This is a genomic window from Pseudoalteromonas sp. NBT06-2 (genome assembly GCF_002276045.1).
Taxonomy (GTDB): domain Bacteria; phylum Pseudomonadota; class Gammaproteobacteria; order Enterobacterales; family Alteromonadaceae; genus Pseudoalteromonas.
This window is the reverse complement of sequence record NZ_NQMR01000129.1, coordinates 1-23398: the sequence shown is the minus strand read 5'-3', so window position 1 is coordinate 23398 and position 23398 is coordinate 1. Positions and strand designations below refer to the sequence as shown.

The following is a 23398-nucleotide window of genomic DNA, read 5'->3' as shown; positions in this document are numbered from 1 at the left end:
AAGCATTTTATTCTTTGTTGAGTCGTATTAACTTAAAATGACTAAGCTACACACAAATCGCCGCGACTAAAATGCTTTTATCTCGAACAAAATTTAACCCTGAAAGATCAACATCCCCTAATACTATTGAATTAACAAGAAAATAGATTCTCGGCCACGTTTAACGCCTAAAACAATATTACCGTTGACATCTTTAAGTGAATTGGTGAATTCTCTTAAACTAGTTACACGTTTTCTATTTACTTGTATAATGATATCACCCGGTTTAAAACCAACTCGTGCTGCAGGCGACCTTTCATCTACTTCAGTAACAACGATACCTTTTACACCATCTTTTGTCGTGCCAACTTCAAGTGCGCTGCCACGCAACATAGGATGAAGTTTATCAGACTCTACTTTTGCTAATTGCGCTCCACGTAATGTCACTTTAACGGTTTTCTTTTTACCGTCACGGATCAATTGTAATTTTACTTTTTTACCTTCACCTAAAGTGGATATTTTACTACGAAGCTCTTGGAATGCTTGAATGTCATTCCCATTTACTCCAATAATGACATCACCAGCTTTAATTCCAGCTTCAGATGCTGCAGAATCTTCGCTAACGCTCATAACAATCGCGCCTTGTTTCACATCAATCTGTTGTGCTTTTGCAATGCCCGCATTAAGTGTTCTGCCTGAAATCCCTAAAGTGCCGCGTTTAACTTCACCATGCTCTACAATTTGGTCAACTAGATTTTTCATCATATTTGATGGAATCGCAAAGCCAATACCCACATTACCACCAGATGCACCTAAAATAGCGGTATTGATACCAATTAATTCTCCTCGTAGATTAACTAAAGCACCACCTGAGTTACCTTGGTTTATGGCTGCATCGGTTTGAATAAAATCTTCATAACCTTCGATGTTTAGTCCACTACGCCCCATAGCGCTTACAATGCCAGAAGTAACCGTATGGCTTAAGCCAAATGGATTGCCGATAGCAACGGTAAAGTCACCTACACGCAATTTATCTGAATTAGCGAGTTTAATTTCAACTAAATCATCGGCATCTATTTTTAATAATGCAACATCAGATTCTTTGTCGGTACCAACTAGCTCTGCTTGATACTCTCGGCCATCTTGTAATTTAATTATGATTTTTTCTGCATCTTGGATCACATGATTATTGGTAACCACAAATCCTTCATCGGCATCTATGATCACGCCAGAACCTAAACCACTAAATGGTTGTTTTTGATTTCTTTGCTGGCGAGGGTTACCAAAGAAAAACTCTCTAGGGTCGATTCTGCGACGCACTTCTTTTGCACCTGAAACATTTATACTGACAACTCCTGGAGTAATTTTCTCTAACATCGGGGCTAGAGTAGGGAGTTGTGCTCCGTTTACTGCGACAGGCAGTTTTGCTTGACTAATACTTGGGTTAATTAAAAGGCTTGAAGAAAGAATAATGGCACTTAATAAAGTTAATTTTGTTTTCATTGTCTAAATGTACTCCTGTTTAATGCTTCATCAGATATATTAAATTATTCGTTTAATATATCTGAACTTACTTATAAAGACTATGGGGCTAAAAAAAAGTTCATCAAGATAGAGTTATTAGTTTTATCAAAATGTAATAAAATATTTATGAAGCAGATTCCTTTGCTGTTTTACTTTCTTTTTCACCGGAAAAAATACCTGAGTGTTCTTGTGCATAATCCATAGGTTGCGCATCAGTAATATTTGTATGTACTTTTGGTTCTGCTAGCTGATGAAGTGATGCTTGTAATTGTTCCGTAGTCTCTTTTGAAAAGAAAGGCATGCTCTCTTTTGTATTATCAACTAATAATAGTTGATTGGTTTGTTGCACATGAGTAGCCAGTTGTTCGTAATTATCTTTCATTTTACCAACAAGTTTATCTGTATTAGCTAAGTGATCAGCGACATCTTGTTTATATTGCTCTAATTCATTTTTTGCTTTTTCTACTTCTTTCTCAAGCTCGTCATTTTCATACTGACGTTTAGTAAAAACGGTACCAACAAAAAAGCTAGCGATAGCGGTGATCACTAAAAAAGAAAGCCAAGTGATTGTTGTCATAAAAATACCCCTGTAATTGAACTAAAAGAAAAGTTAAGTCATTAACTATAAATATACGCTTACTTGGTCATCGTGTTAATATAAAAAACATAATTAATGTTATTTATTAACCCAGCTTAAGTATATTTATATGACTCCTTGGCAAAAATATCAATTAGACCTTCAAAGTGACGATTTTCATTATGATGCAGCACAAGAAAATGCAGTAAAACATTTACAGCGTTTATATGATGATCTGCAAAATGTGTCAGAAGTTAAAACCAGTTTTTTATCTCGAATATTCCAAGCAAAGCCAGCACAAAATAATATTAAAGGTTTATATTTTTGGGGAGGAGTCGGTCGGGGTAAAACTTATTTAGTTGATACCTTTTTTGATGCATTACCTGGTGAACGTAAAATGCGAATCCACTTTCATCGATTTATGCATCGCGTACATGATGAATTAAAGCAATTAAATGACGTTGTTAACCCGCTAGAAAAAGTAGCTGATAGTTTTAAGGCGCAAACAGATATTATTTGTTTTGATGAATTTTTTGTTTCTGATATAACCGATGCGATGCTTTTAGGTGGGCTTATGCAGGAGTTATTTAAACGAGACATAATTCTTGTTGCCACTTCCAATATTATTCCTGATGATTTATATAAGTATGGCTTACAAAGAGAACGTTTTGTGCCAGCCATAAACTTAGTTAACGCTAATACAATCGTTGTTAACGTCGATTCTGGTATAGATTATAGATTACGTACTCTTGAACAAGCTGAGATCTTTCATAGTCCACTTGATGAGCAAGCGGATAAAAATTTATATGAGTACTTTACTAAACTCTCACCTGAAATAGGTCATAAAGAGCAAAAAATTGAAATTGAAGGTCGAATGCTTAATACTCGGATGGAAGCCGATAGCATTGTAATGTTTGATTTTACCGAATTATGTGAAACAGCTCGTAGCCAAGTAGATTATATGGAGATTAGCCGAATATATCATACCGTTTTATTATCAAACGTTAAAATCATGGGCAGGCAAAATGATGATGCTGCAAGGCGTTTTATCGCTTTGGTTGATGAATTTTACGAGCGAAATGTGACTTTGATAATTTCAGCCGAAGCTGAATTAATCCAGCTCTATGAAACTGGCATGTTAGATTTTGAATTTAAGCGCTGTATCAGCCGTTTACAAGAAATGCAATCCTTAGAATACTTATCAAGAGTTCATTTAGCTTAATAAATATACTACGCAGCCATTATTAATGGCCACAAAAATATAAAAATTCAAATTATTCTTTTGTATTAGATTTGGTTGGATTGACAGTAATTACATCCATTTAAAAGTTTATTTCAGCTAGCAAAGATTAAAATTACTGTATTTCTAATAGCGCGTCACTATTCATAATAAAGTGACAAAGCAAATTTATGTTGCTTTTATCATCAATCTTACTATAATACGCAAACTTTCAGAATTATTAGTGCTAACTTGATTAGTATCTAACTGAAAGCAATAGGCACTGATTTGGATATCAAGTCGTGCTAAACAAGAACTCCGATTTGGAGTTCATCGGTAAGAGCACAAACGCATCTGACACTATCTTTTATAAAGTGTATCAGTGCGTATTATTGTGTTCTTTTTAAATGCTCTTTTTAATATTTGAGGTTTAAGAATGTCAAGTCAACGCATTCGTATTCGCCTGAAAGCTTTTGACCATAGATTGATTGACCAATCAACTTTGGAAATCGTGGAAACAGCGAAGCGCACTGGCGCTCAGGTTCGTGGTCCTATTCCACTACCAACACGCTTTGAGCGTTTTACAGTACTAACTTCACCGCACGTTAATAAAGACGCGCGTGATCAGTACGAAATCCGCACCCATAAACGTCTGATAGACATCGTTGAACCAACTGATAAGACTGTAGATGCATTAATGCGTCTTGATCTTGCAGCTGGTGTTGATGTTCAAATCAGCCTGGGTTAATCGGAAGATTAGAGAGGTTTTAGGAAAATGGCATTAGGTCTAGTCGGTCGTAAAGTGGGCATGACACGTATCTTCACTGAAGATGGTGCATCAGTTCCAGTAACGGTTATCGAAGCAACACCTAACCGCATCACTCAGATTCGTTCTGAAGAAGTTGATGGTTACAGTGCGCTTCAAGTAACTGCAGGCACTAAGAAAGCAAGTCGCGTAAATAAAGCTGAAGCAGGTCACTTTGCTAAAGCTGGCGTAGAAGCTGGTCTTGGTCTGTGGGAATTTCGCCTTAACGGTGATGAGGGTGAGTTCGCACTTGCTCAAGAAATCACTGTAGAATTATTCAATGACGTGAACAAAGTTGACGTTACTGGTAAGTCTAAAGGTAAAGGCAATGCTGGCGTAATTAAACGCTGGAACTTTGCAATGCAAGACGCAACTCACGGTAACTCACTAGCTCACCGTGCACATGGTTCAATTGGTCAAAACCAGTCTCCGGGCAAGGTTTTTAAAGGCAAGAAAATGTCTGGCCACATGGGTAATGAGCGTGTAACGACTCAAAACCTTGAACTTGTACGTGTTGACGTTGAGCGTAACTTACTGTTAGTTAAAGGCGCAGTGCCTGGCGCTATCGGTGGCGATGTTATCGTTAAACCTGCTGTTAAAGCATAAGTCCTGGAGATTTAGTAATGGAATTAGTATTGAAAGACGCTAAAGGCGCTCTTGAAGTATCCGATGCTACTTTTGGACGTGAGTTTAACGAAGCATTAGTACACCAAGTAGTAGTTGCATTTGCAGCTGGTGCTCGTCAAGGTACTAAAGCTCAGAAGACTCGTTCTGAAGTAAGTGGCGGTGGTAAAAAGCCGTGGAATCAAAAAGGTACTGGCCGCGCTCGTGCTGGTACAATCCGTAGCCCAATCTGGCGCTCGGGTGGTGTGACATTTGCAGCTAAACCGCAAGATCATAGCCAAAAAGTTAACCGTAAAATGTACCGCGGCGCAATCCGTAGTATTTTGAGCGAATTAGTTCGTCAAGAGCGTTTAATTGTTGTTGAAAGCTTTGGCATAGAAGCGCCAAAAACTAAACAACTTGCAGCTAAGCTTAAAGAGCTTGAGCTGAAAGACGTGCTTATCGTTACTGAAGAGGTTGATGAGAACTTATTCTTATCATCTCGTAACCTTTATAAGGTTGACGTACGTGACGTTGCTGGTATTGACCCAGTAAGCTTAATCGCTTTCGATAAGGTTCTTATTACTGCTGCTGCAGTTAAGCAACTTGAGGAGTCATTAGCATGATCCGTGAAGAGCGTTTATTAAAGGTTGTTTTAGGCCCGCACATCTCTGAAAAAAGTACTATTAACGCTGAAACAAACAATGCTGTTGTTTTTAAAGTAGTTAAAGACGCAACTAAAGCTGAAGTAAAAGCTGCTGTTGAAAAACTTTTTGAAGTAGAAGTAACGGGTGTTCGCACATTACTTGTTAAGGGTAAAACAAAACGTACAGGTGCTCGTTTCGGTCGTCGTTCTGACTGGAAAAAAGCGTACGTTACTCTTAAAGAAGGTAGTGAACTAGACTTTGTCGGCGGCGCCGAGTAATTTAGGAGTTAGAATTATGGCACTTCAGAAGTGTAAACCAACTTCTCCGGGTCGTCGTCACCTAGTTAAAGTGGTTAACTCTGAGCTACATAAGGGTAAACCATACGCACCACTTTTAGAGAAAAAATCTAAATCAGGTGGTCGTAATAACAATGGTCGTATTACGGTTCGTCACATTGGTGGTGGTCACAAGCATCATTACCGTGTAGTTGATTTTAAACGTAACAAAGATGGCATCCCAGCTAAAGTTGAGCGTTTAGAATACGATCCAAATCGTAGCGCAAACATCGCTCTTGTATTATATGCAGACGGTGAGCGTTCATACATCATTGCACCAAAAGGCGTTTCTGCCGGTGATGCTATTCAGTCTGGTGTTGATGCACCAATCAAGGCTGGTAACACATTACCAATGCGTAACATGCCTGTAGGTTCTACAGTACATTGTGTTGAGTTAAAACCAGGTAAAGGTGCACAACTTGCACGTTCTGCTGGTTCTTACGTACAAATCCTAGCGCGTGATGGTCAGTATGTAACATTACGTCTTCGTTCAGGCGAAGTTCGTAAAGTTGAATCTGATTGTCGTGCGACATTAGGTGAAGTTGGTAATGCTGAACATATGCTTCGTTCTTTAGGTAAAGCTGGTGCTAGTCGCTGGCGTGGCATTCGCCCAACTGTTCGTGGTGTTGCCATGAACCCAGTTGATCACCCACACGGTGGTGGTGAAGGTCGTACATCTGGTGGTCGTCATCCTGTGTCTCCATGGGGTAAGCCTACTAAAGGTGCTAAAACGCGTAAGAACAAGCGTACGGATAAATTTATAGTACGTCGTCGTACTAAGTAATATTGAGGAATAGCCATGCCACGCTCTCTCAAGAAGGGTCCTTTTATTGACCTACACTTGCTGAAGAAGGTAGAGAAAGCTTTGGAAAGCGGTGATAAGAAGCCAATTAAAACTTGGAGCCGTCGTTCAATGATCATACCTAACATGATCGGATTGACCATTGCTGTCCATAATGGTCGCCAGCACGTACCTGTATTCGTTACAGACGAAATGATCGGTCACAAACTGGGTGAATTTGCGCCAACTCGTACTTATCGCGGCCATGCTGCTGATAAGAAAGCGAAAAAGAGATAAGGGGTTAAAAAATGCAAGCATTAGCTAAACATAAATTTGCCTCTGGCTCAGCGCAAAAAGCTCGTCTAGTAGCAGATCAAGTCCGTGGTTTAGCGGTAGATCAAGCTCTAGAAATCCTAGCGTACAGCAACAAATCAGCTGCTGTATTAGTTAAAAAAGTACTTGAGTCTGCTATTGCTAACGCAGAGCATAACGAAGGTGCTGATATTGATGAGCTACGAGTGGCTACGATATTTGTGGACGATGGTCCTACAATGAAACGTATCATGCCACGTGCTAAAGGACGCGCAGACCGTATCCTTAAGCGTTCAAGCCACATCACTGTTGTGGTTTCAGATAACTAGGAGTAATAGTAATGGGACAAAAAGTTCATCCTACTGGTATTCGCCTAGGTATATCGAAACCTTGGGTTTCTACTTGGTTCGCGAATTCTAAAGAATTTCCAGAAATGCTTTTCGGCGATCATCAAGTACGTGAGTACCTTACAAAGGCACTAAAAAGCGCGTCACTTGCTAAGATCGTAATTGAACGTCCAGCTAAATCTATCCGCGTTACAATTCACACGGCTCGTCCGGGTGTTGTGATCGGTAAGAAAGGCGAAGATGTAGAAAAGCTACGTAAAGCAGTAACAAAAATAGCTGGTGTACCGGCTCAGATTAATATCTCTGAAGTTCGTAAGCCAGAGCTTGAAGCAAAACTAGTTGCTGATAGCATTGCATCTCAACTTGAGCGTCGTGTTATGTTTCGTCGTGCTATGAAGCGCGCAGTACAAAATGCAATACGCATTGGTGCCAAGGGTATCAAAGTACAAGTTGGTGGTCGTTTAGGCGGTGCAGAAATCGCACGTTCTGAATGGTATCGTGAAGGTCGTGTTCCATTACACACTTTACGTGCTGATATTGACTATGCAACAGCTGAAGCTGCAACCACTTACGGTATTATCGGTATCAAAGTTTGGATCTTTAAAGGTGAAGTTATCGGTGGTCTTCCACTTAAAACTGAAGTTGAAAAGCCATCTAAACGCGGTCCGAAAAAGCCACGTAAAAGTGCTAAGTAGAGGAAGCGAATAATGTTACAGCCAAAACGTACAAAATTCCGTAAAGTGCATAAAGGTCGCAACCGCGGTCTTGCACAAAACGGTAACAAAGTAAGCTTCGGTACTTTCGGTTTGAAAGCAGTTGGCCGTGGTCGTATGACTGCTCGTCAAATTGAAGCAGCTCGTCGAGCAATGACTCGTCACGTTAAGCGTCAAGGTAAAATTTGGATCCGTGTGTTTCCTGATAAGCCTATTACAAATAAGCCGCTTGAAGTTCGAATGGGTAAAGGTAAAGGTAGTGTGGAATATTGGGTTTGCGAAGTGCAACCTGGACGCGTACTTTACGAGATGGAAGGTGTTCCTGAAGAGCTTGCACGTGAAGCTTTCGAACTTGCAGCTTGTAAACTACCATTCAAGACTATATTTGTAACTCGGACGGTGATGTAATGAGCGCTAACGAACTGAAAGACAAAAATGTAGAAGAGCTAAATACTGAACTTCTAGAACTTCTTCGTGAGCAATTCAATATGCGCATGCAAGCTAGTACTGGTCAGTTAGCACAAACACATTTGCTAAGAAAAGTACGCCGCGATATTGCGCGTGTGAAAACGGTTATCAACCAGAAGGCTAGCGTATAATGAGTGAAAATATCCGTACTCTTCAAGGCCGTGTAGTTAGTAACAAAATGGATAAATCTATTGTTGTTGCTATTGAACGCCAAGTGAAACATCCAATTTATGGTAAGTTCATCAAACGTACAACTAAACTACATGCACATGATGAAAGCAACACATGTAAAGAAGGTAACATCGTGACTATTCGCGAATGTGCACCTATCTCTAAAACTAAGTCTTGGACTTTAGTTTCTGTTGTTTCTGAAGCTTAATTAGTATTTTTATACTAGTCTAAGTTTTTAGATTAAAAACCCACTCTTTGGAGTGGGTTTTTTTATGGGTGAAATAAAGTTAATAAGTAATAGTTAAAATGAACCTTTCTCATTTGTAGCTCTCTATATACATGCAACTTAAAAAATAAAAATAAAGAATGGAAATTAAAAATTGGGGCAGTGCTACAGTTATTTCTTTGGGATTACATGGACTAATACTCCTTGCCTTGCTAAAACAGAAGTTAAAACACAAAAAGGGAGTGTGTTGAAGACTTATATTGTCTCTTTTGAGAAACAAAAACAATTACTTAAAAAGAATGTGAAGCAAGAAGTTAAAAGTCCTGATAAAAACATAAAAAATAGAGATTTAAAATCTGAGAAAGTTATTAAAAAGAAAGTATCCCAGATAATAAATAAGGACAAACCAAAACTCGAAATAAATCAAAAAGCAGGTGAGAGCAATACCAATAAAGTAAAAACCTTTAAGAAGCTAAATCCATACTCTGGATTAAATAGTATTATTAACCAAGATCATGAATTGCTCAGCAGTCCTGAACCTCACATCTTGAAGTGGCTTGGGTATAAGCATTAAAAAACTGTGTTAGCCAAATGAAATGGGCTTACGTCCAGTGGTCTCAGACTTGCCTTGGTTTGGATTTAATTTAGAGCGATGCTCTGTTGGAACTGAGCTATTTTTAGCTTTATTTTTCTTTTTTCGCAATTTTGATTTTGCATTTTTTGATAGTTTAGGTGCTTCTTCAGCTGTTTCTATACTTGCATGTTCAGTTGGTGCTTCACCATCATAATCAACTTCTGGTAATGAATCTAAGCTCATGCCATCTTCCGCTAGGGATATTTGATATAAGTTACCACCAAAATTCAATATATCGCCACCAAACACCTTGCGGCGCTTTTGTGTGCATACTTCATCATTTAAGCCGACATAACCTTCACTTATCATCGTTTTTGCTTGTCCACCACTATCAACTAGGTCAAGTATTTGTAATAGGTTACAAAGTTCAATTGGCTCTTCTTGAAGTTCAACTTCAGCTACGATTTCAAGTGGGTTATCTGACATTTTCTTTTATCTCATTCTAGAATTTAACTAAATACATGCTAATTATAACTCGAACTCGATTATTTAGCTTATAAAATAACTTGCTTTAATTAAATCACATGCGTAATCTGTTTGTTTTTTAAACTACCTAGACATATTCATGAAAGGACTCTTAATTATTTTCTTGGTATTATTATCAGGTTGCCAATCACCAAAAATATATATTATTAATCAAGGTTATTCACAAAAGCAGGTATCGAGCTTTAAACGTGCATTTAAGCTGCATGGATTAACTATGTATGAATCCCCAGTTAATATTCCACAAGAATTTTCTGATGTGGCGCTTGCAACAAATATTGGTTTTTCAGATCAAAAGTTAATTAATCAAGTTCAATCTATATTAAATGAATTTGGTCTATCAAATGCAGAACATTATCGCTTTAAGCAAGGTAATCATTATTATTCTGACAATAATATAGGGGTGTATTTGAAGAACCCCAATCGATTAGACAAAGAAGACTTACCGCCTTATTTGACAACACAAGACTGTATAACTGCAGATGCAACTTTACAGTTGAACAAATCAGAAAAGTTTGTTTTGGAGTATGAGAATCGACCTTATACAGATGATAAATTGCATAAAATATCAGGGATTTGGCGTTATGTAGCTAGAAAATTAACTCTAACGGGGAAATTTATTGAACCTCAATCTTATCAACAGTCCCACGAAACCATGAAAACTCATTTAGGGCTAAGACCAGGGGAAGTATTTAAACCTCAAATAAATACAAATAGTTTACCTGCTTTAAACTGTGAATTTTCGATTGTTTATATGGATCAGATGTAAAAAGTATAGCGCCTGGTAAAGCGCTATTATTAATACTGGCGGTTAAGCTTGTAATGATGAAACAATAAAGAAAGGATTTAAATAAGATGCTTTTGTATTGTAAAGCAGGGGACTACCATCAAGCTGAGTAATCGTTGCGCCTGCTATTTCAGCGATAGCATGACCAGCGCCGGTATCCCATTCACTTGTAAGGCCTAATCGAGGGTAGATATCAGCGGAACCCTCAGCCACTAAACATAGTTTTAATGAACTGCCCTTTGATACCATCTCTACTTTATCAAACTGCTTAACATATTCAGCAAGTTCAGGAGAAGGATGAGAGCGACTGCCAACTACGCGAATTGTTCCTGTCGCTTGCTTTAGTTCAACCTTGAGCTGTGTTCTTGATTTGCCATCATCTTTAAATGAGCCAATATTTTCTTCAGCTAAATAAGTAAAACCTAGCGCAGGCGCATCTACTACTGCTAGTACTGGCTTGCCGTTACGAATTAGGGCGATATTTACAGTAAACTCACCATTTTTTTTGATAAACTCTTTAGTGCCATCAATTGGGTCAACTAACCAGTACTCAGTCCAATTTTGACGTTCTTTCCAGCTTATATCAGCGCTTTCTTCACTTAATATAGGTGTATTAGGAGTTAATAACTTGAGCCCTGCGACAATCACTTTGTGGGCTGCTAAATCAGCATCGGTTACTGGGCTTTTGTCATCTTTGTATTCAATGTTAAAGTCTTTATCATAAATAACCATAGCTGCTTTACCTGCATCTCTGGCTATTGTTAATAGCGATTCTAAAGTATTTGATTGCGTCATTATGAAATTACTCCATTGACTTTTAAATAAGTAACTAGCAGTTCAACAGAATGTGATATTGAGTTTTCATCTGTATCTAAAGTGATTTCAGCGGATTTTGGTTTTTCATAATCAGAGTCTATTCCCGTAAAGTTTTTAATTTCACCGGCACGGGCTTTTTGATATAAGCCTTTTGGATCTCTGGTTTCACATACCTCAATAGATGTATCTAAAAATACTTCTACAAATTCACCTTCACCTACAAGATCTCTTACAAGTTGTCTCTCGGCAGAAAAAGGCGATATAAAGGCGCTTAAAACAATTAAACCAGCATCAATCATTAATTTAGCGACTTCACCTACACGGCGAATATTTTCTTGTCGGTCTTGATTGGTAAAACTCAAGTCTTTACATAAACCATGGCGCACATTATCACCATCCAACAAATAGGTATGTACGTTTAATTTATTTAAAGCATGTTCTAACGCGCCTGCAATAGTGCTTTTACCTGACCCTGATAATCCAGTAAACCAAAGTATACAAGGTTTATGATTCTTCTGCTCAGATCTGTCTTGTTTAGAAATAGCATGTTGGTGCCAAATTACATTTTCGTCTTTCATACATGTTACCTAGAATACGTTATATAAAAATAGTTTAAAAAGGAAAAACCAAAGGTATCAGAATTAATGCTGTTGCAGAATACACAACTGAAAGTGGTAATCCCATAGCGATATAATCTTTTAATTTGTAATTGCCTGCGCTGTAAACCATTAAGTTCGTTTGATAACCGTAGGGTGATATAAAACTTGCTGAAGCGCCAAAAGCAACAGCCATAACATATGGTAATGGGTTCACTCCAAAGTCCAATGCTAATGAATAGGCGATTGGAAAAGCAAGGGCAGCAGCAGCATTATTGGTAATTAATTCAGTACACACTAATGTGAGAATAAAAATAGCAATAAAAGCACCATATGGGCCCCAATCACCTAATATAATAGATAAAACACTGGATATTTCGTGTGCTAAACCTGTGCTTATCATGAGCTTAGCTAGGCCAATCGCACTGCCAACAATCACTAATAATTCAACAGGAAAGCGTCGCTTTATTTCACTGGGTTTAATTATTCCAGTTAATAAATAGGCTATTAATAAAACCATTAAGCCTTTTACTAAAGGCACAACACCACAAATGCCTAAAGTTAATACAGATATAAAACTGGCAAATACACCATGAGATTTTTTATCGTTTAAATAAGTTTTTAAATCAAGACCTGAAATATAAACAAACTCACGTTTAAGGTTAGTACTTTCATAAAATGCAGGGCTTGGAGCGAGGATTAATGCATCACCAGCTTGAAGTTCTACCTTACCTAAACCACCTTGTAATCTGTCATGACCACGACGAACCGCAATTACTGCAGCATTAAACTGCTCTCTAAATTTGGCTTCTTTTAATGTTTTACCTATAAAAGATGCACCATGGCTGACAACCACTTCAACTAAATGCTCAATATGCATGTCACTTTTATCGTGAACAACTTTGAGACCATTAAATTGAGATAATAATGGCACAGATTTTATGTCTCCAACAAATAATAAAATGTCATTTTCTTTAAGAATTTGTTGTGGAGTGATAGCGCAAAGGCGCTTATTCTCTCTTAAAATCTCCGCTAAAAAAAGGTCTTTTAACTCTCTTAAGCCATTTTCTTCTATGCTTTTTCCTATCAATTTAGAGTTTGCTGTAATTTTACCTTCTAGATAAAAAGGCACAACTTCTTCTTCGTCTTTACCGTTATCAGGGAGAAATTTTAGTAACAGTAAGATTGCGATCAACCCAGATGCTAAAACACCGATACCGACTAAGGTAAAATCAAAAAAACCTAAAGGCTCCATGCCAGCATCAATAGCAAAACCATTGATAATCAAATTTGTAGAAGTGCCAATTAAAGTTAAGGTGCCACCGAGAATAGCAGTATAAGATAAAGGCAATAATAACTTGGATGGCGCGTGCGTAGGGTTTTCTTTAACTGCTGTGATAAGAGTCGCGACAACAGTGGTATTATTGGTAAAGGAAGATAAAAAAGCAGCCGATAAACCAAGCTTAGTCACTGATTGAGACAAAGTCCCTTTAGCTAATGAATTAGATAATTTACGTACTAGAGATGTTTTCTCAATACCTATGCTGATTAGTACAAGTAACACTAAGGTAATAAGAGATGGGTTAGCAAAGTTTATTAGCATATCTTCTAAGTCAATAATGCCTGCTAAATAGCTAGTGCCTATTGCAGAAGCAAATAACCAAGCAGGTTTGATCTTAGTACCAAATAAGCAAAGCACTAATATAACCATGATACTGGTTAATGTTAACTGCGAATAATCCATCTTTTACCTTATAGACTTGCTACGTATTTCTATTTAGGCCACTAGGTGGCATTTAATTAGGTGGCCTTATCTGAGTTTTAAGATAAGGCTAGGTTTTTAACTATGCATTAACAGTTATCTTAGATGATAAATTTTAAAGATAATTGTTCTATACCCAAGTTCTGAAACCTGTATATCCAAGTAGCACGGGTATATATTATAATTTAGTAATATCAAGTGCTTGCCAATGCGGGAAGTGCTTGCGTACTAAGGAATTAAACTCAAGCTCAAACTCACTGAAATTATTTCCATTTTTTTCAGTTGTTAAAACCTGTTCAATCATACCAGCAGCAATTGTTAAATTTGATAATCTATCAATTAAAATAAATGAGCCGGTTTCTTTATTACTACTATAGAGATCAGCTAATACCTGTTCTGATAAATCCAAAGTCACAATCGCAATTTCATTTAATTGTAAGCTATCAGCTTGACCATGCTCTAAGGTATTAACATCAATTTTATGGTCTATTTTAGTGATTTTAGCGGTGGTTTTTTTGCTAGCAACTTTAATATTATATTCTTTGCCTATAACTAAAGGAGCATCATGCATCCAAACAACTTTAGCTTGTAGTTTGTTCGTTACAGTGGCTGTTGAATCAGCTGAAACTATGACATCACCACGACTAATATCAATTTCATGATTTAGAGTTAGTGTAACGGCTTGACCAGCTTCTGCGCTTTCAAGGTTACCAGTAAATGTAACTATCTCTTTTATGCTAGAAACTTTACCTGATGGCAATGCTTTAACTTTATCGCCGACTTTAACTTCACCTGACGTTAGTGTGCCTTGAAAACCTCTAAAGTTTAAATTTGGGCGAGTAACATATTGCACTGGAAATCGAGCTTCAAAATTAATGTTTGCACCCGCAGTTGGAGAATCTTCTAATAGTTCTAACAGTGGCTTATCTGTGTAATAAGGTGTTTGTGTTGATACATTAACAACGTTATCACCTTTTAGCGCTGAAATAGGAATAAACTTAATACTAGCAGCATCAACTTTTAATTGTTTTGCAAATTTTAAGTACTCAGCTTTGATACTGTTATAAACAGTTTCGTCAAAATCAACGATATCCATTTTATTAATCGCAACGACAAATTGTTTAATACCTAAAGAATCACAAATAAAGCTATGGCGTTTCGTTTGAACTTGCACTCCGTAACGTGCATCAACCAAAATAATAGCCACATCACTAGTCGATGCACCTGTAACCATGTTGCGAGTATATTGCTCGTGACCTGGAGTATCAGCAATAATAAATTTACGTTTAGAGGTTGAAAAATAGCGATATGCGACATCAATGGTAATGCCTTGCTCACGCTCAGCTTGTAAGCCATCAACTAACAAAGCTAAATCAAGCTCTTTACCCGCGTTCCCCATTTTTTCATTATCACTGTGCAATGCAGCTAGCTGGTCTTCATAAATCTGATGACTATCATGTAATAAGCGACCAATTAAGGTTGATTTTCCATCATCGACACTACCACAAGTAAGCATACGTAATAGGCTTTTATTTTGATGAGTTTCAAGGTAAGTATCGATACCTAATTCTTTAACTTCATTCACTGTTGCTGACATTAAATCTGTCATTTAAAAATACCCCTCACGTTTTTTCTTTTCCATTGAACCCGCTGAATCTTTATCTATTGCTCTGCCTTCTCGTTCTGATGAAGTACATAATAACATTTCTTCAATAATGCCAGGTAATGTATCCGCAGTAGATTCAACCGCACCTGTTAATGGATAACACCCTAAAGTTCTAAAACGAATTGACTTCATTTCTACTTTTTCTCCTTTTTCAAGCGGCATGCGTTCATCATCAACCATGATCAATAAACCATCTCGTTCTACTACAGGGCGTTCTTGTGAAAGATATAAAGAAACAATATCAATGTTCTCCTGATGAATATATTGCCAAATATCTAGCTCAGTCCAGTTTGATAAAGGGAATACACGAATACTTTCACCAGGGTTCATTTGACCGTTGTAGTTATTCCATAGCTCAGGGCGCTGATTTTTTGGATCCCAGCGGTGATTTTTATCCCGAAAAGAATAAACACGTTCTTTGGCACGAGATTTCTCTTCATCACGACGTGCACCACCAAATGCAGCATCAAAACCGTATTTAGTTAAAGCTTGTTTCAAGCCTTGGGTCTTCATGATGTCAGTATGTTTACCTGAACCATGCACAAATGGACTGATATCCATATCTAATCCATCAGGATTTTTGTGTACCAATAAATCAAAATCGTATTCTTTTGCTATTTTGTCACGAAATTCAATCATTTCTTTAAACTTCCAATTAGTATCAACATGAAGTAAAGGAAAAGGAATTTTTCCAGGATAAAAAGCTTTACGTGCTAAATGCAATAAAACCGATGAATCTTTACCGATAGAGTACAGCATTACTGGTTTTTCAAACTCAGCAGCCACCTCTCGGAATATTTGAATACTTTCAGCTTCTAGTTGCTGAAGATGTGTTAAAGCCATGATTTTGAGCCTTTTACAAAAAATATAAGATTTTAAACTTCAGTCTAAGCGACTAAAAGTGAGTTATGCATTTGTTCTATATTTGGTTTGTTAAACCAATCTAATTGCGCATGTAATTGTGCTACTTCGCCTATAATTAATAATGCAGGTGATTGAACAGCTTCTTTTTCTATTAGCGTCGCAAGTTCAGATAAAGTACCAGTGATCACACGTTGATTATGTCGTGTGCCATTTTCTATAATGGCTATTGGTGTTGTTTTCTCACGGCCATACTCTATCAGTTTAGCTTGAATATAAGGCGATTTTATCACACCCATATAAACTGCTAAAGTTTGATTCTTTTTAGCCAAAGAAGACCAATTTAAATCTTGACCATCTTTTTGACAATGCCCTGTAACAAATACAATTGCTTGGGAATAGTCTCTATGCGTCAAAGGTATTCCAGCATAGGCTGCACAACCAGCAGCAGCTGTAATGCCAGGTACTATTTGGAATTTAATGTTGTTTTGTGCAAGAAGCAGCGCCTCTTCACCGCCACGACCATAAATAAATGGGTCACCGCCTTTTAATCTACAAACTGTTTTTCCTAAAAGAGCTAAATCTACTAAAATTTGATTGATTTCATGTTGAGGTACGCTGTGACTACCTAAGCGTTTACCAACGCAAATAAGTTCAACTGTGCTTGGGATCAACGCCATAATGTCTTGTGAAACTAAATAATCATAAACGACAACATCTGCTTGTTGCATTGACTTTAAAGCCTTTAAAGTGAGAAGTTCAGGATCACCCGGACCTGCACCTACCATGAATACTTCACCGAATGTGCTTGATGTACTATTCAACATTATTAAAACCTCAGACCATATTGACTTAATTGCTAAGCAGCATAAATCTGCTTCATTGAATAAAAAAATAATAAAAACAGGTTTTATATAGCAAAATGTTATAAGGGTGGTGGTATTCAGCTTAAAATAAGGGGTTGTAATGATTCACGTTGTCGATATAGCATTTAGTTATGAGGTATACTATACAAACTCTAAACTGATATCCGTACAGCCTTTAGCGCAACGGGCACCTGGTTTAACTTTATCTTCAGGTAAGTATATTTTGATAGCTTGTTGGCAGTTTGGACATTTCACTAGTTGTCCTTTCATTAACTTTTTTAGTAGATTTTTTTGTTTGTGAAATGATTGAGAAGATTGTTTATTTAAATTTGAAAAATCCATACTTACCCTTGTTAATTAGATATTTTTTTTACTTGCAGTTCTATAATTTGACACACTTGACGTAAATCATTACCTTGAAAATATAAATTAAAATCATTGTTAATACAAAACCGTGTATTAAATGCTCTTAGCTTTTGATTAGTTTTTGAATGTGTATCAACATAAGTACTTTGTGCGGGTGTTAGTTCAAGTATATTTTTTATATGTTTATTTGCTTCTTTTGCAGCCCTGTCTTTAGTCGCTTTCATTGAGCCGCTTAAAATGTCAGCAAGTGTATTGAAAAGATTCTCTCTTGGTTCGTTTATCATTTTATGATCTATAGAGAAAAAAGCGAGTATTAATATGACCACTAAAAATAATTTTTTCATAAGTTTATATCATTCTTTTAATAAATAATCAGATATTTGATTTATTTCACAACATTAAGTTTATTAGTGTAATAAAATGCACGGCTAAATAGCAAGTAGTATACTGTTAGTAGTCCAGCTGGTGTTGAGGAACTTCAATGGAAAAAAAAATCAAAGTCAAAAATATTCCGGTTGATGTGAAAATACATAAACCTGAACCCGATAAATTTGACCGATTTAATCCAAGAAATAGAATTTATGTACGTGCGGTTAATGGGGTGTATCAAATCCTAAGGCAACGACTTAATATTATTGCCATGTTGGCTTTTTTATTATTACCATGGCTAAATTTTAATGGTCAGCAGGCTGTGCTTTTTGATTTAATGAATCAGAAATATAATATTTTTGGTGTGACCCTTTGGCCACAAGATTTAACTATTCTCGCCTGGATTTTAATGATTTCAGCTTTTGCATTATTTCTGGTGACAACATTTTATGGCCGAGTCTGGTGTGGTTTTATGTGTCCGCAAACCGTTTGGACATTTATTTTCATTTGGTTTGAAGAGAAATGTGAAGGCACTGCAAATCAACGTAAAAAATTAGATCAAAGAGGCATAGACTTAGAAAAATTTTTGCGTAAATCCGCAAAACATAGTGGTTGGTTAGGAGTTTCATTGTTAACCGCAATGACATTTGTTGGTTATTTTACACCTATTCGCCAGCTATTTGTTGATTTTTTTATATTTGATGCTGATTATTATGCTTATTGGAGCATTTTAGTATTCACAGTATGTACTTATGGCAATGCTGGCTGGATGCGTGAAATTATGTGCTTGCATATTTGTCCATATTCTCGTTTTCAATCGGCTATGTTTGATCAAGATACTTTTACCGTAAGTTATGATGCTAAACGTGGCGAAGGGCGGGGTCCAAGAGGGCGTAAACAAGACCATAAAGCATTGGGCTTAGGAGATTGTATTGATTGTAATTTATGTGTGCAAGTATGTCCTACAGGAATTGATATACGTAATGGTTTGCAATATGAATGTATAAACTGTGGCGCATGTATTGATGCATGTGATGGGGTAATGGATAAAATGAACTACCCTAAAAAGCTTATCTCTTATACAACAGAGCGTAATTTAAAAACTGAAAATAAAACCAAAGCAATCAGACCTAAACTCATTGGTTATTCAGTTGCTTTAATTGTTATGATAATGATTTTAGCAGTTGATATTTTCACTCGCATTACGATGGATTTAGATATAATTAGAGATCGAAATCAATTGTTTAGAATGAGTAATGAAGGTTTAGTTGAAAATACCTTTACCCTTAAAATATTGAATAAATCTCAAATTGATAAACATTATAAAATTGAGCTAGAAGGTCTATCACATTTTAATTATATTGGGAAAAATGAGATAAAGATAAAAGCAGGTGAGTCTTACAGTTTACCGCTTTCAATTGCAATAGATCCATATGATTTGAAAAAAACCGTGACAGAATTTAATTTTGTTGTTGTAGATGCTGCAGTGCCTGATGTGCGGCTATCACAAAAGAGTAACTTCTTTAAAGGAAGATAACTCTGCTGTGCCGATTAATTGAAGGCCACTGTGTGGCTAAATAAAGCGTAATTGATTTACCGAGGATCTTTATTACCCGTGCTTCTAATTCCAACTGAATCATGCATCTTGAAGTAGTTTGGGTATATAAGGTTACTTTTAGTAATATAAAGGAAAAGTAAAGATAGTTAGCTGTTAATATAATGGTTAGTAGTCATTTTTGAAAATGACTTATCTATTGTTATAAGATATGCGTTAAGAATGACTTAACGACACATCTTATGCCTCGCATTTGGCTCGCTCCTCGACTTGCTGAAATCATGCATTTCCGTGTAACATGGGTATATACCCATGTTACACGGAAATGCATGATTTCAGCGGGAGTTTAAATGGTCAAATACAAGACATTTATTGCAGGTAATGGTTATTCCCTTATCAACATAAATAACGCGGTAGTTGACCATTTAAAACCCGCCCGTAGGAAATTTATCAGGTAAGTAATCACTACGTTACATCTGTTTGAAAGGCAATAAGCATTCCTAAAATGATGTGCCTTGTGCTAACTCACCTGATAAATTCTGAAACAAGCATTATCAAGTGGCTTGGGTATAAAGGTCATTTTAGGAGGACTTATTCTTTATTAACACAAGAGTATGAGTCCCGTATTAATAAGCTGTGAGGTAATAAAAAATAATCTGCTACGCAGTCACCTCAATAAAGCTGCGTAGCGCATTTATAAGTGAAACAATGAATCAATTTAGCTTTACTGACTTAACACCCGATTTTATTTTGGATGCGATAGAAAGTATTGGAATATACCCAGAATCAGGGTTATTACCTCTTAATAGTTTTGAAAATCGTGTATATCAATTTAAAGCAGATGATGGCTTAAGGTATGTTGTAAAGTTTTATCGCCCTCAAAGGTGGAGCTGTGATGAAATTCAAGAAGAGCATGGCTTTACATTTGAATTAGCTGATGCTGAAGTACCAGTAGTTGCACCCATAAAGCGTGATGGAAAAAGTTTATTTGAATATAAAGGTTATCTATTTACATTATTTCCAAGTGTAGGCGGTCGTATTTTTGAAGTAGATAACTTAAACCAATTAGAAATTTTAGGGCGATTCATCGGTCGACTACATCAAACGGCAAAGGCAAAACCTTTTAGCTACCGACGTGAAATAAATACGCAAGAATATTTATTTGATGCAAAACAGCACTTATTAGATAGTGGTTTAATATCACGTTCGCTAGCAACCGCTTTTATGACGATATTAGATCAAGTAATTGAGCTCGTTAACCAAATATACAATGCAACTAACGTAATTCGCTTGCATGGTGACTGTCATGCAGGCAATATTCTGATGACGCAAAAAGGATTAATGCTTGTTGATTTAGATGACAGTAGAATGGGTCCTGCTATACAAGATTTATGGATGATGTTAAGCGGTGACAGGCAAGATCAAGTATTACAATTGGATACTATGATTAGCGCTTACGAAGAATTCTGTGAATTTGATCATAATGAATTGGTTTTGATTGAACCATTAAGAGCTATGCGCATGATACATTATATGGGTTGGTTGGCTAAACGTTGGCAAGATCCTGCATTTCCAAGGAACTTTTCATGGTTTGCTGAAGACAAATACTGGGAGCAACAAATTTTAGCACTTAAAGAGCAATTATCCGCACTACAAGAGCCACCGCTAACTTTGTTACCTAATTTTTAGAGAAAGAGAAAATGATGATAAAAAAACTAAAACTTGGTTTATTGATTTTATGCATGCCTGTAATGGCTTTTGCATCACAGTTTCAAAATGGTGAACAATACACCGAATTACAAACCGAAAAAACTTCAAAACCGCAAGTAATAGAGTTCTTTTCATACTTTTGCGGCCATTGCTATAAAATGGAACCAATTGCAAAAAGCATAGAAAAAAGCTTACCAGCAGGCGTACCATTTATAAAAAGCCACGTAAATTTCTTACCTGGAAAGTCAACAGCAGAACAAAGTAATTTATCTTATGCGTATTTAATTGCGAAACAACAAGCAAAAGAGCATCAAGTATCAGATGCTCTTTTTAATTATATTCATCGTCAGAAAGCAACTTTTTCTAATATGAAAGAAGTGAGTAACTTATTGGCTTTAAACGGTGTATCTAAAGAGGAATTTGATTCTTTATTATCAAGCATGTCGGTTATTCTTGGTGAAAAGGAAATGGTTGAAGCACAAAATAAATATTCAAAAGCAGGGGCGCTTACAGGTGTACCAACATTTATTGTAAATGGTAAATATAAAATTAATGTGAATAAGCTTAGAAGCCAAGCTGAATTAGATTCTTTGATCGCATTTTTATTAAATAAATAGAAGTAATTTTTTTAGATTTTGGAGTAATAAATGAAAACAATAATTAAAGCTGCTTTAGTATCTTTATTCTTGCCATTAATGGCTAATGCCGCAGGTCTTGCTCAATATAAAGAGGGAGTACATTATGAAGTTGTATCTGATCGTGCCTCTATAAAACCTGAAGTTAAAGAATTTTTCTCTTTTTATTGCCCAGCATGTAATAACTTTGAAGGTTTACTTGCTGATTTAAAACCGATGTTAGATAAAAACATTAAATTCAAAAAAAGCCATGTAGATTTTATGGGAGGGCGCACTAAAGAAAACCAACAAATGTTATCACAAGCTCTCGCTGCTGCTAGTACTTTGCCGCAAAAAGATAAAATTGTAGGTGCTTTATTTAATCACTATCATGGTAAGCGTAATAAATTTAATAGTGTAGCAGACATAAAAGATATTTTTGTAGTACAAGGTGTTGATGGCGCTAAATTTGATAAGTTATATAAAAGTTTTTCAGTTCGTACTATGACTTCAAAAATGAAAAAAGACCAAGATTATTTTAAAAATAAAGGAGGCTTAAATAGCGTACCTACTTTTATTGTTAATGGTAAATATAAGTTGCTATTAGGTAAGAAATCAGGAGTTAGTTCAGCTGAAACTATGAATGACCTAATTAGTTACTTAGCTAAAAAGTAAAGTAATAAAAAAGAAAAGAATAAGCCCCGTATTAGCGGGGTTAAAGGAAAAGTGATAATGAGAATTTTGGTCTCTAGCTGTTTATTAGGAGAGCCTGTTCGTTACGATGGCAAAAGCAAACCTGTTTCACATCAAATACTACAGAAGTGGCAATCACAAGATCGCATCATTTCATTTTGCCCTGAAGTCGCTGGTGGTTTGCCTATTCCTAGACCGGCTGCTGAGATAAGCCATGATGGAAAAGTATTAACAGCTAATTCAATTGATGTTACAGAAGCTTTTGATCTAGGAGCACAAAAAGCTTTATCTTTATGTTTAAAGAATAATGTGAAATTTGCACTATTGAAAGAAGGCAGTCCCTCTTGTGGTCGAAATGAAATTTATGATGGCTCTCATCAAGGAAATAAAATATCAGGTATGGGGTTAACAGCCCAGCTGCTAGAGAAAAATGATATAAAAGTCTTTTCTGAATTTCAAATAGAAGTTCTGGCATTACTCATAAATAAAAGGTTATAAACTGGAAAATAATTTAATTTATGCTACGTATAAAAGAGGTGTATCAAAAATTAAAGGTAAAGTTAGATGGAATTAACTTCACAAATCCAAAGTATCATTTTATTAGATAGTGACGATAAAAGTCGGTCCACAGCACATAAATGTATTCAATATTTATGGGCTGGGCATATCGAAGTTAGTAAGTCGATAGAAGAGGCACAACAGAAATTGAGTGAATCGGATCATTTATTTAACTTATTTATTTTGTCTTTTTCCGATTTTGAAGATATTGATTTAGCAAGCTGGTTATTAGGGATTGGCTTTAAAGGGCAGGTTGTTTTAATGCTTGATAAAGGTGAAAGAGCACCGAGTTTTATTCCATGTGATTTACTTAAAACCTGCTTTCCGCGCCGATAAATGAAACATGATTAATTAA

At 36.3% G+C, this 23398-nt stretch carries 30 protein-coding genes and 1 pseudogene; 20 read left to right on the top strand and 11 right to left on the bottom strand.

Annotation, left to right across the window (positions count from 1 at the left end; all coding sequences use genetic code 11):
* Window positions 1-123 precede the first annotated feature (123 nt).
* Both CJF42_RS20030 and CJF42_RS20025 read right to left on the bottom strand, forming a co-directional pair.
* Window positions 124-1482: a DegQ family serine endoprotease gene (locus CJF42_RS20030; protein ID WP_095368375.1), complete on the bottom strand. Its 1359-nt coding sequence runs from the start codon at window positions 1480-1482 to the stop codon at window positions 124-126.
* A gap of 145 nt (window positions 1483-1627) precedes the next feature.
* The gene (locus CJF42_RS20025) at window positions 1628-2080 is read right to left on the bottom strand and encodes a Z-ring associated ZapG family protein (protein ID WP_095368374.1); all 453 of its coding nucleotides are present in this window, start codon (window positions 2078-2080) and stop codon (window positions 1628-1630) included.
* Window positions 2081-2210: 130 nt separating this feature from the next.
* Here CJF42_RS20025 and zapE point away from each other — a divergent pair, with 130 nt between their 5' ends.
* The 13 genes from zapE (at window position 2211) to CJF42_RS19960 (ending at window position 9281) form a co-directional block, all read left to right on the top strand.
* On the top strand, window positions 2211-3302 hold the full coding sequence (zapE, locus tag CJF42_RS20020; protein ID WP_095368373.1) for a cell division protein ZapE: 1092 nt from the start codon (window positions 2211-2213) through the stop codon (window positions 3300-3302).
* 433 nt (window positions 3303-3735) lie between these two features.
* The gene (gene rpsJ, locus CJF42_RS20015; RefSeq protein WP_042146798.1) at window positions 3736-4047 is read left to right on the top strand and encodes a 30S ribosomal protein S10; all 312 of its coding nucleotides are present in this window, start codon (window positions 3736-3738) and stop codon (window positions 4045-4047) included.
* Window positions 4048-4074: 27 nt separating this feature from the next.
* Window positions 4075-4710 carry a 50S ribosomal protein L3 gene (rplC, locus tag CJF42_RS20010; RefSeq protein ID WP_042146796.1) on the top strand — a complete coding sequence of 212 codons (636 nt, stop codon included), beginning with the start codon at window positions 4075-4077 and terminating at the stop codon, window positions 4708-4710.
* A 17-nt stretch (window positions 4711-4727) separates the two neighbouring features.
* The gene (gene rplD / locus CJF42_RS20005; RefSeq protein ID WP_042146794.1) at window positions 4728-5333 is read left to right on the top strand and encodes a 50S ribosomal protein L4; all 606 of its coding nucleotides are present in this window, start codon (window positions 4728-4730) and stop codon (window positions 5331-5333) included.
* Window positions 5330-5632, top strand: coding sequence for a 50S ribosomal protein L23 (gene rplW / locus CJF42_RS20000; RefSeq protein ID WP_042146792.1), 303 nt, complete (start codon window positions 5330-5332; stop codon window positions 5630-5632). Before rplD ends, rplW begins: the two co-directional genes overlap by 4 nt.
* Before the next feature lie 16 nt (window positions 5633-5648).
* Complete coding sequence (gene rplB / locus CJF42_RS19995; protein WP_095368372.1) at window positions 5649-6473, top strand: 50S ribosomal protein L2; 825 nt, start codon at window positions 5649-5651, stop codon at window positions 6471-6473.
* Between the two features lie 15 nt (window positions 6474-6488).
* Window positions 6489-6767 carry a 30S ribosomal protein S19 gene (rpsS, locus tag CJF42_RS19990; protein ID WP_010367084.1) on the top strand — a complete coding sequence of 93 codons (279 nt, stop codon included), beginning with the start codon at window positions 6489-6491 and terminating at the stop codon, window positions 6765-6767.
* Window positions 6768-6778: 11 nt separating this feature from the next.
* Window positions 6779-7111, top strand: a complete 333-nt coding sequence (gene rplV, locus CJF42_RS19985; RefSeq protein ID WP_095368371.1) for a 50S ribosomal protein L22 — start codon at window positions 6779-6781, stop codon at window positions 7109-7111.
* 11 nt (window positions 7112-7122) lie between these two features.
* On the top strand, window positions 7123-7824 hold the full coding sequence (gene rpsC / locus CJF42_RS19980) for a 30S ribosomal protein S3 (protein ID WP_095368370.1): 702 nt from the start codon (window positions 7123-7125) through the stop codon (window positions 7822-7824).
* A 12-nt stretch (window positions 7825-7836) separates the two neighbouring features.
* On the top strand, window positions 7837-8250 hold the full coding sequence (gene rplP, locus CJF42_RS19975) for a 50S ribosomal protein L16 (protein WP_095368369.1): 414 nt from the start codon (window positions 7837-7839) through the stop codon (window positions 8248-8250).
* Window positions 8250-8441 (top strand): 50S ribosomal protein L29, encoded by a 192-nt coding sequence (gene rpmC / locus CJF42_RS19970; RefSeq protein WP_095368368.1) that lies wholly within the window; start codon window positions 8250-8252, stop codon window positions 8439-8441. The genes rplP and rpmC overlap by 1 nt, the downstream gene beginning before the upstream one ends.
* Complete coding sequence (gene rpsQ, locus CJF42_RS19965; RefSeq protein ID WP_095368367.1) at window positions 8441-8689, top strand: 30S ribosomal protein S17; 249 nt, start codon at window positions 8441-8443, stop codon at window positions 8687-8689. The genes rpmC and rpsQ overlap by 1 nt, the downstream gene beginning before the upstream one ends.
* A 265-nt stretch (window positions 8690-8954) precedes the next feature.
* On the top strand, window positions 8955-9281 hold the full coding sequence (locus CJF42_RS19960) for a hypothetical protein (protein WP_141235600.1): 327 nt from the start codon (window positions 8955-8957) through the stop codon (window positions 9279-9281).
* Window positions 9282-9290: 9 nt separating this feature from the next.
* Here the strand turns inward: CJF42_RS19960 and CJF42_RS19955 are convergent, their stop codons facing one another.
* Entirely contained in the window at window positions 9291-9767 is a 477-nt protein-coding gene (locus CJF42_RS19955; RefSeq protein WP_095368365.1) for an RNA-binding S4 domain-containing protein, read from the bottom strand.
* 139 nt (window positions 9768-9906) lie between these two features.
* Between CJF42_RS19955 and CJF42_RS19950 the strand changes: the two genes are divergently transcribed.
* The gene (locus CJF42_RS19950) at window positions 9907-10593 is read left to right on the top strand and encodes a hypothetical protein (RefSeq protein WP_095368364.1); all 687 of its coding nucleotides are present in this window, start codon (window positions 9907-9909) and stop codon (window positions 10591-10593) included.
* Between the two features lie 42 nt (window positions 10594-10635).
* On the opposite strand, the gene cysQ is transcribed toward CJF42_RS19950, so the two are convergent.
* From cysQ to CJF42_RS19910, 8 genes and pseudogenes are all read right to left on the bottom strand, one after another.
* Window positions 10636-11406, bottom strand: coding sequence for a 3'(2'),5'-bisphosphate nucleotidase CysQ (gene cysQ / locus CJF42_RS19945; RefSeq protein WP_095368363.1), 771 nt, complete (start codon window positions 11404-11406; stop codon window positions 10636-10638).
* Entirely contained in the window at window positions 11406-12005 is a 600-nt protein-coding gene (gene cysC / locus CJF42_RS19940) for an adenylyl-sulfate kinase (RefSeq protein ID WP_095368362.1), read from the bottom strand. The genes cysQ and cysC overlap by 1 nt, the downstream gene beginning before the upstream one ends.
* Before the next feature lie 34 nt (window positions 12006-12039).
* Window positions 12040-13767: an SLC13 family permease gene (locus CJF42_RS19935; RefSeq protein ID WP_095368361.1), complete on the bottom strand. Its 1728-nt coding sequence runs from the start codon at window positions 13765-13767 to the stop codon at window positions 12040-12042.
* 196 nt (window positions 13768-13963) lie between these two features.
* On the bottom strand, window positions 13964-15394 hold the full coding sequence (gene cysN / locus CJF42_RS19930) for a sulfate adenylyltransferase subunit CysN (RefSeq protein WP_095368360.1): 1431 nt from the start codon (window positions 15392-15394) through the stop codon (window positions 13964-13966).
* Window positions 15395-16294 (bottom strand): sulfate adenylyltransferase subunit CysD, encoded by a 900-nt coding sequence (cysD, locus tag CJF42_RS19925; RefSeq protein ID WP_095368359.1) that lies wholly within the window; start codon window positions 16292-16294, stop codon window positions 15395-15397.
* Between the two features lie 44 nt (window positions 16295-16338).
* Window positions 16339-17139, bottom strand: a pseudogene (gene cobA / locus CJF42_RS19920) (uroporphyrinogen-III C-methyltransferase); the annotation flags it as partial.
* Between the two features lie 180 nt (window positions 17140-17319).
* Complete coding sequence (locus tag CJF42_RS19915) at window positions 17320-17520, bottom strand: hypothetical protein (protein WP_095368357.1); 201 nt, start codon at window positions 17518-17520, stop codon at window positions 17320-17322.
* Window positions 17521-17531: 11 nt separating this feature from the next.
* Window positions 17532-17888 (bottom strand): hypothetical protein, encoded by a 357-nt coding sequence (locus CJF42_RS19910; RefSeq protein WP_095368356.1) that lies wholly within the window; start codon window positions 17886-17888, stop codon window positions 17532-17534.
* 137 nt (window positions 17889-18025) lie between these two features.
* On the opposite strand from CJF42_RS19910, the gene ccoG reads away from it, so the two are divergent.
* The 6 genes from ccoG to CJF42_RS19880 all read left to right on the top strand — a co-directional run bounded on the left by ccoG (window position 18026) and on the right by CJF42_RS19880 (window position 23379).
* Window positions 18026-19450, top strand: a complete 1425-nt coding sequence (ccoG, locus tag CJF42_RS19905; protein WP_095368355.1) for a cytochrome c oxidase accessory protein CcoG — start codon at window positions 18026-18028, stop codon at window positions 19448-19450.
* 726 nt (window positions 19451-20176) lie between these two features.
* On the top strand, window positions 20177-21157 hold the full coding sequence (locus CJF42_RS19900; RefSeq protein ID WP_095368354.1) for a serine/threonine protein kinase: 981 nt from the start codon (window positions 20177-20179) through the stop codon (window positions 21155-21157).
* A gap of 14 nt (window positions 21158-21171) precedes the next feature.
* On the top strand, window positions 21172-21795 hold the full coding sequence (locus CJF42_RS19895) for a thiol:disulfide interchange protein DsbA/DsbL (protein ID WP_095368353.1): 624 nt from the start codon (window positions 21172-21174) through the stop codon (window positions 21793-21795).
* Between the two features lie 30 nt (window positions 21796-21825).
* Complete coding sequence (locus CJF42_RS19890; RefSeq protein WP_095368352.1) at window positions 21826-22467, top strand: thiol:disulfide interchange protein DsbA/DsbL; 642 nt, start codon at window positions 21826-21828, stop codon at window positions 22465-22467.
* A gap of 54 nt (window positions 22468-22521) precedes the next feature.
* Window positions 22522-22983 carry a 2-thiouracil desulfurase family protein gene (locus CJF42_RS19885; RefSeq protein WP_095368376.1) on the top strand — a complete coding sequence of 154 codons (462 nt, stop codon included), beginning with the start codon at window positions 22522-22524 and terminating at the stop codon, window positions 22981-22983.
* A gap of 66 nt (window positions 22984-23049) precedes the next feature.
* Window positions 23050-23379 carry a hypothetical protein gene (locus CJF42_RS19880; protein ID WP_095368351.1) on the top strand — a complete coding sequence of 110 codons (330 nt, stop codon included), beginning with the start codon at window positions 23050-23052 and terminating at the stop codon, window positions 23377-23379.
* The last annotated feature ends 19 nt before the right edge of the window (window positions 23380-23398 follow it).